At 27.3% G+C, this 16,571-nt stretch carries 15 protein-coding genes and 2 tRNA genes; 10 read left to right on the top strand and 7 right to left on the bottom strand.

Going from position 1 to position 16,571, the window contains the following annotated elements; genetic code table 4:
* Window positions 1–204 precede the first annotated feature (204 nt).
* Window positions 205–1,014, bottom strand: a complete 810-nt coding sequence (locus DA803_RS00370; protein WP_114190674.1) for a hypothetical protein — start codon at window positions 1,012–1,014, stop codon at window positions 205–207.
* A gap of 78 nt (window positions 1,015–1,092) precedes the next feature.
* Window positions 1,093–1,176 (bottom strand) — tRNA-Leu (locus DA803_RS00365).
* A gap of 74 nt (window positions 1,177–1,250) precedes the next feature.
* On the opposite strand from DA803_RS00365, the gene DA803_RS00360 reads away from it, so the two are divergent.
* From DA803_RS00360 to DA803_RS05865, 4 genes are all read left to right on the top strand, one after another.
* Entirely contained in the window at window positions 1,251–1,730 is a 480-nt protein-coding gene (locus DA803_RS00360) for a dUTP diphosphatase (protein WP_114190673.1), read from the top strand.
* 602 nt (window positions 1,731–2,332) lie between these two features.
* A complete protein-coding gene (locus DA803_RS03305; protein ID WP_170120255.1) occupies window positions 2,333–2,497 on the top strand; it encodes a hypothetical protein in 165 nt (54 codons plus the stop codon).
* Between the two features lie 156 nt (window positions 2,498–2,653).
* Window positions 2,654–2,950 (top strand): hypothetical protein, encoded by a 297-nt coding sequence (locus DA803_RS05870; protein WP_114190672.1) that lies wholly within the window; start codon window positions 2,654–2,656, stop codon window positions 2,948–2,950.
* Between the two features lie 560 nt (window positions 2,951–3,510).
* Window positions 3,511–4,383 (top strand): hypothetical protein, encoded by an 873-nt coding sequence (locus tag DA803_RS05865; protein WP_114190671.1) that lies wholly within the window; start codon window positions 3,511–3,513, stop codon window positions 4,381–4,383.
* Between the two features lie 390 nt (window positions 4,384–4,773).
* On the opposite strand, the gene arcA is transcribed toward DA803_RS05865, so the two are convergent.
* Window positions 4,774–6,006, bottom strand: a complete 1,233-nt coding sequence (gene arcA, locus DA803_RS00345; protein ID WP_114190670.1) for an arginine deiminase — start codon at window positions 6,004–6,006, stop codon at window positions 4,774–4,776.
* A 264-nt stretch (window positions 6,007–6,270) separates the two neighbouring features.
* Here arcA and rpoE point away from each other — a divergent pair, with 264 nt between their 5' ends.
* The 3 genes from rpoE (at window position 6,271) to DA803_RS00330 (ending at window position 7,788) form a co-directional block, all read left to right on the top strand.
* Window positions 6,271–6,528 carry a DNA-directed RNA polymerase subunit delta gene (gene rpoE / locus DA803_RS05860; protein WP_114190669.1) on the top strand — a complete coding sequence of 86 codons (258 nt, stop codon included), beginning with the start codon at window positions 6,271–6,273 and terminating at the stop codon, window positions 6,526–6,528.
* A 49-nt stretch (window positions 6,529–6,577) separates the two neighbouring features.
* Window positions 6,578–7,483, top strand: coding sequence for a thermonuclease family protein (locus tag DA803_RS00335; RefSeq protein ID WP_114190668.1), 906 nt, complete (start codon window positions 6,578–6,580; stop codon window positions 7,481–7,483).
* Between the two features lie 212 nt (window positions 7,484–7,695).
* Window positions 7,696–7,788 (top strand) — tRNA-Ser (locus tag DA803_RS00330).
* 69 nt (window positions 7,789–7,857) lie between these two features.
* On the opposite strand, the gene DA803_RS00325 is transcribed toward DA803_RS00330, so the two are convergent.
* Window positions 7,858–9,288, bottom strand: coding sequence for a variable surface lipoprotein (locus tag DA803_RS00325; RefSeq protein WP_114190667.1), 1,431 nt, complete (start codon window positions 9,286–9,288; stop codon window positions 7,858–7,860).
* Between the two features lie 441 nt (window positions 9,289–9,729).
* Between DA803_RS00325 and DA803_RS00320 the strand changes: the two genes are divergently transcribed.
* Window positions 9,730–10,575, top strand: a complete 846-nt coding sequence (locus DA803_RS00320; RefSeq protein WP_114190666.1) for a hypothetical protein — start codon at window positions 9,730–9,732, stop codon at window positions 10,573–10,575.
* A 249-nt stretch (window positions 10,576–10,824) separates the two neighbouring features.
* Here the strand turns inward: DA803_RS00320 and argS are convergent, their stop codons facing one another.
* A complete protein-coding gene (argS, locus tag DA803_RS05855) occupies window positions 10,825–12,450 on the bottom strand; it encodes an arginine--tRNA ligase (protein WP_114190665.1) in 1,626 nt (541 codons plus the stop codon).
* Window positions 12,451–12,497: 47 nt separating this feature from the next.
* On the opposite strand from argS, the gene cysS reads away from it, so the two are divergent.
* Window positions 12,498–13,703 carry a cysteine--tRNA ligase gene (cysS, locus tag DA803_RS00310; protein ID WP_114190664.1) on the top strand — a complete coding sequence of 402 codons (1,206 nt, stop codon included), beginning with the start codon at window positions 12,498–12,500 and terminating at the stop codon, window positions 13,701–13,703.
* Window positions 13,703–14,389: a 23S rRNA (guanosine(2251)-2'-O)-methyltransferase RlmB gene (gene rlmB / locus DA803_RS00305; protein ID WP_114190663.1), complete on the top strand. Its 687-nt coding sequence runs from the start codon at window positions 13,703–13,705 to the stop codon at window positions 14,387–14,389. The genes cysS and rlmB overlap by 1 nt, the downstream gene beginning before the upstream one ends.
* Window positions 14,390–14,427: 38 nt before the next feature.
* Here the strand turns inward: rlmB and arcC are convergent, their stop codons facing one another.
* Window positions 14,428–15,363 carry a carbamate kinase gene (arcC, locus tag DA803_RS00300; RefSeq protein ID WP_114190662.1) on the bottom strand — a complete coding sequence of 312 codons (936 nt, stop codon included), beginning with the start codon at window positions 15,361–15,363 and terminating at the stop codon, window positions 14,428–14,430.
* A 2-nt stretch (window positions 15,364–15,365) separates the two neighbouring features.
* Complete coding sequence (gene argF, locus DA803_RS00295; protein ID WP_114190661.1) at window positions 15,366–16,412, bottom strand: ornithine carbamoyltransferase; 1,047 nt, start codon at window positions 16,410–16,412, stop codon at window positions 15,366–15,368.
* Between the last annotated feature and the right edge of the window lie 159 nt (window positions 16,413–16,571).

Genomic DNA, 16,571 nt, shown 5'->3' with positions numbered 1-16,571 from the left:
CTATGAAATTATTAAAATAATCTAATTTTTTCACAATAATATTTTAATATATTTTTATAAATATTTTTCTTTTTGGCTTTTTTAAAACTAAAAACCAATAGTAAACATAGAAATAAAACTAATTAAATTAAAAAATGCTTAAAAATGTATTTTTTTGTGTTTATGAATACAAAATAAAACATTTTAAGCAATGAATTTAGAGAATTATTTTTTTACTAATGCTGAGTTCAAAAATTTGTAATTGTAATTATTGAACGAAAGCATATAAAAATTATTAAAAGATTCATAATTCTTAACGCGATTTAAAATATAAAGCTCATAAACAAAAACTGAAATATTAACTCCATAAATTGTGACCATTAAAACTATAAATAATCTAACAACTGCTCTTAAATCCTCAGTTGGATCATTAGAAAAGATTAATATCGCAAGAATAATAAAAGCATTAATTACTGTTGGAATAACAATATTGAAAAGAGTTGTTCTTATGAGTGCGTTTTTTCTTTGAATGTTAAAATCAGGATCTAAAAAGCTATGTTTTGCAAAATCAGCATTAATTTCATTAATTAAATTAGCGTAATCAATTGACGCTTCTGAATATTCAAGTAATGAAGCAACAAAAGCAATAAACTGAGTTTTAGTCATTGCCGATTTTAAATCAAAGACCTCTTTAATACGTTTTTCTTTTAAAATAAATTGTTTTTGTTGTGATCTTAGAGAATTAAGATACGCATAGTATTCAAAGAAATCTTTGATTTTTCGGCGTTTATAAAGATCTAAGAAAATGAAGGCAGCTAAAATTAGCAAAATAGCCGAAAGAAGTCCAACTAGGCAGCTGACAATAACATCGTTAACAATTCTTAGAACATTTTCATATTTATTTTGAAATACCGCACTAATATAAATTAAGAAAACTAAGGCAATGGTAATTGCCGCAATTCAAAGTGCGCGATATCAAATGGAATGAATTTCTATTGTTTTAAGCTTTTTAAGCTCGTTTTTTCGATTATTCATGCTCCTCCTATACCTTATAATTATAAATAAAAAAGTAACTTAAATAATTAAGTCCTTAAATTAGTGATTATGATCATATGGTGCTCCAGACTGGACTTGAACCAGCATGACTTTCATCGGTTGATTTTGAGTCAACTGCGTATACCATTTCGCCACTGGAGCAGATACAATTATTATTATATATATTTTTTTACAAAATTAAAAATTTAAGGCGAATAAAGTTCTATAATAACATTATGAATTTAAAATATATCTTTGATACTCAAATTAAATTAGATGAGGAAATTAGTAATTCGTTAGTTAATCCTAACAATATTGATAAAAAAAGAGTTATCGCTTTGCTTGTTGAGCTTGGCGAATTCGCTAATGAAGTCATGACATTCAAATATTGAAAAAAACAAATTAAAATTAACCATGACGCCATGTTAGAGGAATTTGCTGATGGTATTCATTTTCTAACAAGTATTGCCTACCGCAACCATTTAGATCCTGAAATTCCCATTATTATAAAACATCAAGATTTTAATATGCAGCTTATTTATACATACCAATGTTTTACAAAATTATTTAAATCAGAGAAAAAATCAAATATTAAAAAAGCTTATGGAGCTTACTTAGGTCTTGGTCAAATTATGAAAATTTCATATGATGATATTATTGAATCTTATAATAAGAAAAATCAAAAAAATTTCGAAAGAATTAAAAATAATTATTAACTTAAATTAAAGTAATTTTAAGAAAATAGCAAGTGATCTAAGGTAAACTTGTATTTTTTAATTGTTTGATTTTATTAAACTTAATTGAGTTTTAAATAATCATTTAATAATAAACATATTTCGCACAAAAATAAAATAATAAATACTATAATAAAGTATTTCAAATCTAGAGAAGCAATGTTGAAATTAATTAAAATTATTAAATAAATCTTATGCCCCTAAAATTTGCAAAAACAATATGCGTAGTACCCTTAGTTAATAGAAGTATTTATTAAATACTTTTATGATTTTATATGATTTCATATTTTAAAATCAATTTAAATTTAATTGAATTTAATTGTCTACACAAATTCACTAATTATATTTTTTTGGATTTCTTTATGTAAAAGTAATTATTATACGCTTATATAAGAGGTTGTGTTGTTCTATAAATAGAATACATTAGTTTAGTGTTTTAAATACTAAGGAAAGAAATAATGATGAAAAAATCTTACTATTCTCTTAGTTGTTGCAACTGCTACTACATCAATAAGGTTTGTCTTTTGTACTAGTACAAAACTATTAAGTAAATGGCTAAAAAACTATAATGATATATTAAATCATTGTCCAAGAATAAAAACCCTTTCGATTTAGAATTAGCTGATAGTGCTACTTTTGAAGATGATATAAATAATGTTGATAAACCATATTTAAATATATTGAAAAATATGGCAGAAAAAAGTTTGATGAATTCCTTAATGAAAGTAAAATTAAATAAACAAATTTAAGGTTTTTTCAAATTTTATAAACGTTTGTCATCTATTCAATTTAATTAGATGCAATTTGCTAGCGCCTAATTTTTATTTAGATTATTAATAAGTTAATATTTTTTATTGTTCCTGGTATGACTATGTTATTGTTGATTTATAATTATTATGGAAAATATGAAAAAAATATTGCAATGGATAGACAAAATAAGTGATGTGTCGCTTAATGAAAAAAATAATTCATTAAATAGCGCTTATTTGTTTTTGCAAAATAAAATAAAATCGAATGTAAATGACTACAATTATGATCTTGAAACTAGTTTTTGACACTGTCTAAAAAATATCAATCAAAATTTAGTTATTTCTAATTTCCAATTTAATAGCGACAAAATAAATTACAAATTATTTAAAATGAATTTGATATTTTATTTTGGCAAAGGAATTAAAAAAATAGAAATATTAGGTAAAAAATAACCTAATTTTTTTTCTACATTTTTTTAAAATTCTAAAAATTGTTCTTTTGATTTTGAATTTAGCAGTTATTTTATATCAATAACATTAATTTTAAAAATTAGCTAAATCTCAAATTACCATAAAATTACAGCATTATTTTATGGTAAACTGAATATTATTTTTAGTCAATTTAAAAGTTTAAAATATATATTCCTTATGGTGAAAACTAGAAAAATGTTGTCATCTTTGATCGTTACTTAGATTTTATTTAAAACCCTTTACTATTTTCCAATTTAGAAAATTTATTTACAATTTTTCAAAATTTATCTAAATTTAAAACTGCTGAAAAATTAAATTTTGCTTAACAAATTGTATTTAAAACATTCAATAATGAAAATAACTTAATCATGAAATCAAATGTAAGAACTTACAACAATTTGTGAAAAAGTTATTTATAAATTGAATAGTTAAGCAAATAAACTATAAGCTAAATAACACTAATTTTAAAAGCAATTAATAGTATTGATGCTATAGGTGTCAAATACTATATTGTTGCTTTAAAATTATGATAAGGATTTTATATGACACCTAATTTTACAGTGGCTGATAACTTTAAAATTCTATTTAGATTAAGTCGCAGCGAAAATTGAAAAAAAGATGTGACAATAAAAGTTTTTTTAGCCATTAATATTATTAGCATTATTTCCTTTATTGGAATTCTAATATCCGATATTATATTTTATTTATCTACACAGCTAAATATTGATGCATTTACTTGACAATTATTAATCAAGATATTATTAGTTTTTAGCATTTTTATGTTTAATAAATTTCAAGTTAATCGAATATTAGCAAAGAAACTTAACCGGTGCACAAATCAAGATTTTTCTTATTGTAATTGCGAAGGATATTATTTAATTAATCGCTATATCAATAAACAAAAATTAAGTAGAAGTTATGTTATAAATAAGATTTTAAATATGCTATTAATTTCAGCTTATTTGTTTTTATCAGTTATACCATTCATTTGAAGGCAAAATTTAAGTGGTGATTTATTGAGCATTGTATACAATTACAGCATAGTATTTTTATCTAAACTACTTATAATTGATCTATTATGCTCGTATATTATTAATATCAACATTTTTGGTAAAGAAAGTAAATACAAAATTAATGCCGAATTAGGTAATTTTATTAACTATTTATACATTTTTATTTATCTTGTATTTTTCGGAAGTATCCTATTATTAATCAGCTACTTTGCCGCATTTAATCAATATTCAATATTTGGAATAGTTTCATTAGAATATGCAACCTTGTTTACAATTCCAATTTTCTATATTGGAAAATTTATTACTGTTTTAATTGTAATGAGAAAAGAAAAAAGCAAAATTAAATATTTACATGCTTTTATACCAATATTTGTGTTCCCAGAAAAATCAATAAAAGAATAGTTTATAATGAACAAAAATCTTAATTGATAATTTCAAATTATAAAGTTTAAGAATTATATTAATAGTTCAAACTTTCAATTTGTACAAAATTCGCACTCCAAAATGGAGTGTTTTTGTAATATGATTTTTTGATTATTTATATAAAAGTAGAAGCTTAAATAAAAATTAAATATTCATAATATACTTGCGTTGATCATATGTTGAATAATCTTATGTAATTAACATATTAAATCTAGGTTACAAAAATTGAAATTAATTTTTTAATCAAATGAAAAACATTAAAAAAGAATTTAATTAACATTATGTCGCCGTGTAGTATTAAAATGCAATTAGAAAATATAAAAAGTCAAGTGCTTTACACTTGACCATATTCTTTAATGAATATTTAAATTATCATTTAACATCTTTACGTGATAGAGGCATTGACATACAACGTGCATTTCCCATACCAAGTGATAATTGATTTCCCTTAAATGGTAGAACTTTGATTCCAGCATCTTCTAAAGCTTTATTGGTTTTCTCATTACGTGAATATCCAATAACAACTCCAGGAGCAATAGCTAGGTAGTTTGTTCCATCAAAGTGAGTTTCTCTTTCAACATCGATATCTGAAGCTGAAGTTCCAGCAATAGGAATTAAAACAGGTTTCTTGTGAATGATTGATTCCAATAATTCTTCTAGTGGTAAACCATTAACTTTTGGTTGTGGTTCATCTCCATCATTAACTAGATCATAATCTCAGAATTTAAATACATCGTTAGCAATTGGTGAATATAAGAATTTATCTTTATCTAACATTGTTAGTCATGTATCTAAGTGCATTAGGTTAGTTCACTTAGGAACATTGATAGCAACGATACGCTTGAATTCACATTCTTTGTTTGCACGAATATTTTTTGCTAATAGGGTGATTGTTTCTAAATCAGTTCTTTCTGAAACACCAACTACTAGGGTATCATTGTTGTAAATAAATACGTCCCCACCTTCGATTGATAATTTCATTTCTGGGTTGTAGTATAGTGGTGTTTTCATTAGTTTAGGGTGATTTGCGAAAACAAATCTTGAGAATAATGTTTCACGCTGTCTAACTTTATATCTCATGTAGTGAATGGTTACACCATTTCCCACTGATGCAAATGGGTCACGAGTGAAGTATAAGTTTGGCATTGGGTCAACGATTAACTCATGTTCTGATTCAATCATTAAATCGTGTTTAGTGATTCCTGCCATCATGTACTGAATTAGTTCTTTTGAAGATTTTAATCCCATTAAGAATTTTCTTACTAATTCTTTGTGTTCTTTAGATAGAACTGGTTCAGAATCTTCTAAGAATTCTTCGATTAATTTTTCTTGTTTTTCTTTCGAAACCATATCATATGTTTCAGATACTAGATCTGTTAGCTCAACTACATTAATATTGTTTTTCTTTAGTTCAGCAACAAATTCTTGATGTTCTTTACGAGCATCGTGGCTTTCTAGGATTGCTGAGAATAATAACTCATCTAGTCGGGCTGGAGTTATATATTCAATTTCACGCCCTGGTTCATGTACTAAAACTGATTCTAGTTCTCCAATTTCTGAATATACATGAATTCCCTTAAATTTACTGTCAAATACAGACATTTTTATTCCTTTCAAATTAAGATGTTATATTTAAGCGTATAAATAGGTTTCTTTTTGGTTATAATTGAATTCCTTTTAAATAAGAAAAATATAATTACAAATTAATATTATTTATACACTTCTATTATACTATTTTGTTATACTTTTTTATGTAAGTCTAGTGGATAAAAGTGATTTTTGTAGTTAGATTTAAATGTTTAATTAAGTTATATCTAAATTTAGCTTTAGAAATAATTTTAAGATCATCATATAAAGGAGAATAATATGGAATACAAAACTCTTGTTGATATTGCTAAGGAGACACTAGGAAATAGTGAAGGAATGGAATTTAGAGAAATTTTTGATGGGGTGACAAAAAAAATTTTCGATAGATGACGCTCTGAAACACCATTAGAAATATCCGATGAAAAGATGTTAGAAGCAAAACGCGGCGAGTTGTTTCGGCTATTAACAGTTGATGGAAGATTTTTTCACAATGAAGATGGCACATGAACAGCTCTAAGACCAGAAATTAAAGGTTAGTAGTATCAATGCTAACTTTTTTTTATTTTAAAAGAATAAAATTATTATTATGAGAAATAAAAAAATAATAATCCCGGCACTTGCTTTAAGTTCTATCTTTATCCCAATAGCCGCTATTTCATGTACCTTTGAGCAAAAATCTGCATACCAAGATCAAATTTCAGAACTTAAGCAAAAAATAGCCAAACAAAAATCTTATATTCCAAATTATGAAAATATTCAAAACGATATTAATATTCTTGAATCTCAAATTAAAAGCCAAAATCTTAATGACAAATCAATTCAAGAAAAAATTGATGAAATTAGACAAACATTAGAGAAATACGAAAATAACAATTTAAATGCGAGTGATTTTAAATTCGAAATAATCGAAGGAGAATTTAAAATTAATAAAGCTAGAGAAATAAAAAGCTGAAATATCCGCGTAAGAGATGGTGATACTTTAGAAGCCTTTTCTGAAAATAAAAAAGATTTGCCAGATTCTAAAATAGTGCTTCGCTTTGCTGGAGTTGATACTCCTGAAACACATTCACATAAAAATGGCAAATTCTATGACACAACCGGAATTCAGTACAAATATGGAAAAATAGCGGAACATTATACAAAACGTATCTTAGAAGAAGCTAAAAAAATTTACATTGTCCCCCAAAGAACTAAAAATAGTGCCAATAAACATCTAGAAAATGACAAAAAATATCTTGATCGATATGGTCGAACCGTTGGAATAGTTTACTATCAAGATAGCGATGGTAAAATTTATTGCCTTAATGAGCAATTGGTATATTATGGATATGCTAAAATGAAATATATTTCATTAAGTAAGAGCAGTTCTTTCTACACTGATAATGTTGAATATTTCAAAAGTTTAGAAAATGCTCAAAAACACGCAATTGATAATCACCTTGGAATTTATGCAAAAAGTGTAGACATTGCTGAGATTTATCCAAATAAATAATTAAATAATCAAACATACTTTTTTAAAAAATAGTATGTTTTTATTTTAATTAATAAATTTCCAATTATTAAAAATATACTCTTAGTTTAAGGTGATAATATTTATAAAAAAATTAATAAAACTTTTTTAGTTTGATTATTTTTTTTAAATAACAATCATATTTACCAAAATATTAATTTTTATTATATAATTTTTTTGCTTAATGGCAAAATGGGTAAGTACTCAAGTGGTCGAAGAGGCGGTCCTGCTAAGACTGTAGGGGTGATAAAACACCCGCGGAGGTTCAAATCCTCTCTTACCCGCCATTTTTTTTATTTTTTAAATTAAAAAAGTCAGACACATTAGCTAGTGTTTGACTTTTAAAAATTTGATTTTTATTCTGCCTTAAATGTATCTTGACTAGTTTTAATAAATTCGTCTTTAAATACAATTTTTTCTGAACCATCTTTTTTTCAAAAAATAAATGTATAGAATTTCCCTGCCTCTAATTTTTGACCATTTTCACTTCAAATAAATTCTAATGGGAATGATTCAGTTGGTTTTGCAATAGTTGTCGCTTTTTTAACAATTGGATTACCATTAGAATCAAGTTTTAAGGTATTATCTGATAATGAATTTACTTCAGTTGCAAGTGCTATTCATTCTCCGGTAGCTCCTTCCACAGGTTTTAAATGTAGAGCAAATCTAAAATTTCCCTGTGCATTAAATTTATTTGATCTTCTATCCGCCGGGTGAATTAAAGTTCTTGTTAAAACTCTACCTTCTGGAAAATCTTTAGCAACACCGTATTTAGTAAAATCAATAGTTTGATTAGTTCTTCTAGCTTTTTCTGCTAAAAATGTGTCTCTGCTTGAATCTATAAATTCTTGTTTGAAAACAATTCTTTCTGTTCCGTCTTTTTTTCAAAATACAAATGTGTATGCTTTACCTTCAGTTAATTTGTTGTTTTCTTTATCTCATTTAAAAATTAATGGGAATCCTGTTTCTGAATCAGCAGCTGTATCAGCTTCAGTTTCAGCAACTTTAACACTTTCTGGTTCAACTAAAGTATTATCTTCTAATGATTTAACTTCAGAAGCAACACCTATTCATGTTCCTGTTACTCCTTTTGTTGGAGCAAGGTGTAGACTAAATTTGAATACTCCGTCTTGGTCTAATTTATTTGCATCTCTAGCAGCTGGGTGAATTAAAACTCTATCTTTAACAGTAGCGGCTTTAGTAATACCGTATTTTGTAAAGTCTAATGTTTGATTGGTTTTTCTTCTTTTTTCTGCTCTAAAAGTATCTTGACTTGAGTTAATAAATTCTTGTTTGAAAACAATTTTTTCTGTTCCGTCTTTTTTCCAGAACACGAATGTATAGTATTTTCCTTCAGTTAATTTATTATTACCATCTCATTTAAATACTAATGGAAAGCCTTTTTCTGGATCCGCAGTTGTATCAGCTTGAGTTGTAGCAACTTTAACTGTTTCTGGTTCAACTAAAGTATTGTCATTTAGTGATCTAACTTCAGAAGCAAAACCTAATCATTCTCCAGTTACTCCTCTTGTTGGTTCAAGATGTAAACTAAATGTAAACACGCCATTATCATCCAATTTATTGGCGTCTCTAGCAGCTGGGTGAATTAACACTCTTTCTTTTTTAAGAGTGGCAGATTCAACTCCATACTTAGTAAAATCTATTGATTGATTAGTTTTTCTGTTTGCTCTATCAGTTGAATTGCCACAAGCTGCAGCAACTAGTGGTAAAACCACAACAGATGAAATTGATCCTAAAGAAATCATTAATTTTGTAGATTTTTTCATATTTTTTCCTTATTTGTTATATAAAATTCATTTTTTTAATTTATAAACATAATGTTTTACATGTCACACTTTCTTTAAAATAATAGATTTATTTCAAAAATAAAAGTACTATTTACGCCTTTTATTTGATGACATATCTAAATTATAATTAAAATAGAAAAAAACAAAAAAAATTAACTAAAATTTCTATATTTATGTAAATTAATTATCATTAATTTATTATTATAGAAATGAAATTATTTTAGTTTTTTAAATTCAAATTGGATGGAAAAATCTTAAAAAGACTAATTAAACACGTAACAATTTAAATTTATTCAAAACGCTCACATTAATTTTATTGTTAAAACATTATTAAAATTAGCGATTTTTTATATACAAAAATATATTTAATTTTGTTTTTTCATTGCTTATAAATTAAAATATTTGTTAAGGAGAGAAATTATGAAAAGTTTAAAACCAAATAAAAAAATCATTCTATTTGCTATTGGAGCACTAAGTGTAATACCACTGCCACTAGCGGCTGCTTGTACAACCACTGATAAAGGAGGTAATGGTCAAAACCAAGGCGGCAACATGATGAAAAAAGATGACATGAACGGCAATGGTCAAAACCAAGGTAAAGATCAAAACGAGGGCAAAAATCAGGGAGGTATGAATGGTGGATCTAATCAAAAGGATAAAACTCCAATAGATATATCAAATTATGATGAAAGAGCCATATATTTATCGCTATATTACTTAAGTAGAGTTGAATTTAACAAACTAACAGATAAATCAAAATTTGCTTATGCGGATGAGACAAAGCAAATTCTTGAAAAATTTTTAGCATCATCTACAAAAAATAAAGAGGAAATTGAAAACGGAATTTTATTCATTAACGATTACACAAAATATATCGCAAAAGACCAAGGCTCTAAAAATTTCCCTAAAGATTATCTTGATTCACTAGCATTACTAAATGCTAAAAAATACGAGAAATATTTATACTTATTAATTGATATAAATTCTTCATTTAGAAGTATTAAAGAAAATCAACCACTACCGGCTAATCATCTTGAAATAGCTAAAGTTTATTGAACTTTATTAAGTAAATCAAAATACGATTACTGGTCATTATTTTACATTAATGATTTACTAGAAGAATACACTCAATTAAAGGAAAATGATGGAGCCAAAAAAACTCAGGCTGAAGCTATAGTAACAATTTTCAAAGATGTAATTTCTAAAAAGAAGTCATTAAGCACAGAGCAAATAACTAAACTTAAAGCGATGATTGAATCTCTATAATGACAATAAATAAATAAAAATTTTGAAGAATAAAAAATGAAAAGCAGGTGTTTTATCCTGCCTTTTTTATTTTCCTGTTTGTATTGTAAGAAAGAAAAGTTTAATTTATAAAATATTATGTATTTTAAAAAATTAATGCTATTTAATCAATTAAATAGCAACTTTATTATAACAAAAAAATAACGGGTTATTAAAAAAATTATTAACTTAGTTAAAAAAGCTAATAATTTTTACTTTTTTGTATTGATTTTACATTCTATCTGGAATATCTAGATCCATTAATTGCATACCATTTGCTAAAACAATTTTAGTTGCCTTAACTAATGCCAAGTATGACTCTTCATTTTCTGATCCTAGAACTTTAGTATTTGAATAAAATGAGTTAAATGCTCCAGCTAATTTTACTAAAAATGGTGGAAGTAAATTAACTTTGTAATTTTTTGCCATAGTAGCAATTAAGTCAGGGTATTCTTTTAATTCATTAACTAATTTTTGAGCATATTCATTATCTAATGTTTTGGCAATTGGATTTTTATTTGCCGATTTTTCTAGTAATTGAACACAACGAGCATGGGCATATTTAATAATATACATTGGGTTTGTTTCATCTGGTTTGTTAACTTTTGCAATATCAAAATCAATTTTTGAATTATATGATCTTTCAATTAAGAAGAAACGAATTGCATCTTTACCTACTAAATCAAGTAATTCTTTTAATGTTAGTGAAGTTCCTAAACGTTTAGACATTTTTATCTCTTTACCATTTTTCACAACTCTTAGTAATTGGAATAAAATAATTTCTAATTGGTCTCTTCTTCAACCTAAGTCCTCAAATGAAAATTTAACCCTTTCAACGTAACCTGAGTGATCTGCTCCTCATACGTCGATGATAATTCCTTTTTCTTTATCATTTAATTGTAAAAACTTTTGTTCGTGGTAGGCAATATCAGCACATAAATAAGTTGAATCGCCATTACTTTTAATAATAACACGGTCTTTATCGTCCTTGCCACCTTTAGTGGTTGCAAGTCATGTGGCTCCATCTTTTACATAAGTAGTTTTTAACCTCTTAATAGTAGGTCAAACTAAATTCTTTTTATACTGTTCAGCTTCAGAGGTGTATAAATCAAATCATACGCCAAAACGTTTTAAATCACTTTCAATGTTTTTCAAGGCAAATTTTCTACCAAATTCTTTGAATAATGCCTCCATTTCTTCTGTGTATTCAACACCTTTATATTTGTCTTGATTTTGCCTATGAAATTCTTCTGCAAATTGAATAATATCTCCGCCACGGTAAGCATCTTCAGGCATTTGGTAATCTTTATCAAAAATTTGTTGATATCTTGAGAAAACCGAAATTGCCAATCTGTTCATTTGATTTCCGTAGTCATTAACTAAATATTCACGAGTAACCTTATAACCACCTTTTTCTAAAATGTTACATAATGTAGCACCAATTGCGGCATTTCTAGCATGTCCGATGTGTAAATATCCAGTTGGGTTTGCTGATACAAATTCGACATTAATTGGACCACGATTTTTATCTTTAATACTACCGTAGTCATTTCCCAATTTATTAATTTGATTAACTGTGTCTCCAAAGACAGAATTTGATACTCAGAAATTGATAAAACCAGGCTCTGAAACCTTGATTTCCTTAATTTCTGGATAATTTTTTAAATCAATATTTTGATTAATTTCGTTTGCAATATCAATTGCTTTTTTGCCAATCTCCCTCTGTAAAGTTAAAGCAATATTTGTTGAGTAGTCTCCATAACTTTTGGATTCTGTCAAAATTATTGGCTTTTTAATGTTCATTTTTTTTAGAGCTTCTTCAATTGAAGCTATAATAATATCTTTTGTCATGTTCATACTTAAAATTATAATATATTTGCTATTTTTAATATAATATTCATACTATGAAAAGAATATATTTATGTGGTCCCACCGTTTATAATTACCCACACATCGGAAATTTAAGACCGGCAATGACTTTTGATATCATGATTAGAACCCAAAGATATTTAGGAGAAGAAATCTTTTTTCTTCAAAATATTACTGACATTGATGACAAAATTATCCAAAAAGCAATTGAAGAGAAAAAAAGTGAGCTCGAAATCTCACAATTCTATGAAAATTATTATCGACAACAGTATCAAAAATTTAATTTAGAATCACCTGATAAATGAATTAGAGTAACCGATTCGCTTGATCAAATGTATCGCTATATTCAAAGATTAATCGATGTTAATGCGGCTTATCAAGTTAATAAAAATGTTTTTTTTGATGTAATGAAATTTAAAAATGAATATGGTAGCATTAGTAATCAAAAAATTGCCAATTTAATTGCGAGTGAAGGTAATGACTATGGTAAAAAAAATATTTTAGATTTTGCTTTATGAAAAGAGACTAATCAAGGAGTTAAATACAATAGTCCATTTGGTGAGGGACGTCCAGGGTGACATACGGAATGTAGTTGTTTTATTGATAGTTTCTTTAATGGTGAAACAATTGATATTCATGGCGGCGGAATTGATTTAATTTTTCCACATCATGAAAATGAAAATATTCAACATTTCGCTCTACACAACAAACCCATCGCTAAGGATTGATTGCATTTCGGAACTCTTAATTATAAGAATCAAAAAATGTCAAAATCATTAGGTAATATTATTTATCCTCACACATTTTTAGAAAAATATGATGCTGACACTTATCGAATTTTAATTCTAACAACAAACTATAGTAAGCCAATCAATATTACTGATGAACTACTTAATAACAATCAAATACAAATCAATAAATTTAGATTAATTGCTAATAAGATTCAACTAGAAGAAATCAACTTAAATTATGACAGTGAAATAATTAATAAAATCATTAAGTTATTTGCTAATCTTGATTTTGCAAATGGATATAGTGAATGAATTAAATTAGCCAAAAGTCAAAATAGTTATGGTAATTTTATTAAAATTGCTGAACTTTTAGGTTTTATTTTTCCGCTTAATAAGCTTAGTCATGAAGATAAAAAACTATACAATAGTTGAAAAGATGCTGTTCAAAACAAGCACTATCAAGAAGCTGATTCAATGAGAGATGAGCTAAAGAAGAAAAGGATTATCTAGTGAAAAATTTTATTTTTGGTAAAAATTCTGTGCTTGAAGCTTTAAAAAACCATTTTCCTATTAAAAAACTTTATCTCCAAAAAGGCCTAGTAAATCGAGAAATAAAATTTAAAAATATTATTTATTTAGATATGGTCGAAATGAATAAAATGGTAAAGGGTAATCATCAAGGTTATATTGCTGAAATTAATGACTATCAATACTATGATCTGGGAACTGTACTAAAAGATAAGCCAGAAATTGTGCTAATGTTAGATCATATCCAAGACCCGCAAAATTTTGGAGCCATTATGCGATCAGCTAGTGTTTTTGGAATAAAACATCTTATCATTCCTAAAAATCGAGCTTGTGAAGTAACTGCAACTGTTTTAAAAATTTCATCAGGTGGATTTAAAGACCTTAAAGTTATTAAGGTGGCCTCATTATTCGAAGCAATTCAAACACTTAAAAAAAATAATTTTTGAGTTTATGCTTCGGTGCTAAACGATAAAGCAAAAGCACTTCATAAAATTAACTTTGCTAAACCAACTTGCTTAATTGTTGGCAATGAAGAAACAGGAGTATCAAATACACTAATTAAACATACCGATGAACTTGTCTATATTCAACAAAGTGAAGACTCTGTTCAATCACTTAATGTGGCTGCCGCTACTAGCATTTTATTATATGAGATAACAAAAAAATAAAATCCAGAAACTTAATTCTGGACTTTTTTTATTATTGATTAATTTAATGTAACTTTTGTTCCAATTTTTTCAGCAATGATATTTTCTAAGTCTTTTAAATCACCGATGAAAGCTGCTTTTCCGCCTTCTTCAACGAATTTAATTGCAGCTTGTACTTTTGGAAGCATACTTCCTGGAGCAAATTGATTTTCTGAAATGTATTTTTCTAATTCAGCTTTATTAACAGCTTTTAGATCTTTTTGATCTGGTTTACCATAGTTAACTTTAACATAGTCAACGGCTGTTAGAACGATAAAGTAATCAGCTTTTGCTAAAGCAGCCATTTTTGCTAAAGCAAAGTCTTTATCAATAACTCCATCAACACCATCAATATAACCATCAGTACCTTTAACGGTTGGGATTCCCCCTCCACCACCAACGATAACTGTTGCGCCTGATTCAATCGCTTTTTTAATTTGATTAATTCCAACAAAGTTAATTGGTTTAGGTGAAGCAACTACTTTACGGTATCCACGACCAGCATCTTCAACAATAACACTATTTGGATTTGCAGCTTCTGCTTCTTCTTTTGAACTGAAGAATGGACCAATTGGTTTGGTTGGATTTTTGAAAGCTGGATCTTTAGGATCAACTAAAGTTTGAGTTAAAATGTATAAAACTTCATTTTCAGTTAAACCTTCATCAACAAAAGCATTAGAGATTGCTGATACCATATGATATCCGATATATCCTTGACTCATTGCTCCAGCTTCTGGTAAAGGAACTAATGGTGATTTAGCATTCACTGAGTGAGCACTAACAAAACCGTTAAAAATCATTCCTACTTGTGGACCGTTACCATGACCTACGATAACTTCATGTCCTGCTTTAACTAATTCAGCAATTTTTTTAGCAGGAACTTTAACAAGTTCTTTTTGTTCTTGTGGATTATTTCCTAAGGCATTACCGCCTAAAGCAATAACAATTCTACTCATAATTAGTATCCCATTGTAGCTAGAATAACAGCTTTAATTGTATGCATACGGTTTCCAGCTTGTTGAATTGATTTGTTGTATTTTGAATTAAACACTTCATCAGTTACTTCCATTGCACCGGTTGAAACAACTGGGAATTTTTCACCAAATTTTTCTTTGATTTCTGCTGAGAATAATGTGTGGTCATCGTGGAATGCTGGTAAGCAGTGTAAGAAAATTACATCTTCTTTAGCAGCTTTAATCATAGGCATATCAACTTGGAAAGCACCTAATTCAGCGATTCTTGATTCAAATAATGAGAAATCTTCTCCTAATGATACTCAAACGTCGGTGTAAATTACGTCAGCATTTTTAGCAGCTGTTAATTTATTATCTGAAAATGAAACTGAACCACCATTACGTTCAAATAATTTTTGAACTGCATCATAAACTGGTTTGTGAGTTGGGGCTTTTTTAACAATGTCTCATTGAGATTTTGGTCCACATAAAACAATGTCCATACCAACAAATGCGGCACCGATCATTAATGAACGAGCAACGTTATTTTTGATGTCACCGGCAAAAACAATCTTTTTACCTTTTAGGTCTGTTCCTTTGTGTTCCATAACTGTCATATAGTCAGCTAACATTTGAGTTGGGTGCTCAGCGTCGGTTAATCCGTTTCATACTGGAACACCTGAATATTTAACTAAAGCGTCAACATCGCTTTGTTTAAAACCACGAAATTCAATACCGTCATAGATTTCTCCTAAAACCATTGCAGTATCTTCAACTGATTCTTTCTTTCCAAAGTTTGAACCAGATGGTCCGATATATGTACAACTTGCTCCTAAATCAGCAGCAGCTACTTCAAATGAACAACGTGTTCTTGTTGAGTCTTTCTGGAATAAAATAACAATATTTTTTCCAACTAAAGGACGACTGTTTACGTGTAATCCTTGCATTTTTGATCTCTTTAAGTCTAGAGATAAGTTTAATAGATAATTAATTTCATCTGTTGTGAAATTTAAGGCGGTATCTAAACTACGCCCTTTTAAATTCATTGGCATTTTTTGCTCTCCTTTTTTAAAAATAGTAATAAATGTATACACATATATTATATTAATTAAGTGTTTTAAACACGTTAAAATTATACAATAATTTTTTACTTAAACAACCTAATTTTAGATAGATAAGCATATTTTAATATAAATAAAAACAAACCGTGC

Source organism: [Mycoplasma] phocae (assembly GCF_003332325.1).
In the GTDB taxonomy this organism is placed as follows: domain Bacteria; phylum Bacillota_I; class Bacilli_A; order Mycoplasmatales; family Metamycoplasmataceae; genus Metamycoplasma; species Metamycoplasma phocae.
The sequence above is the reverse complement of the archived record's forward strand: the minus strand, read 5'-3'. Positions and strand labels throughout refer to the sequence as shown.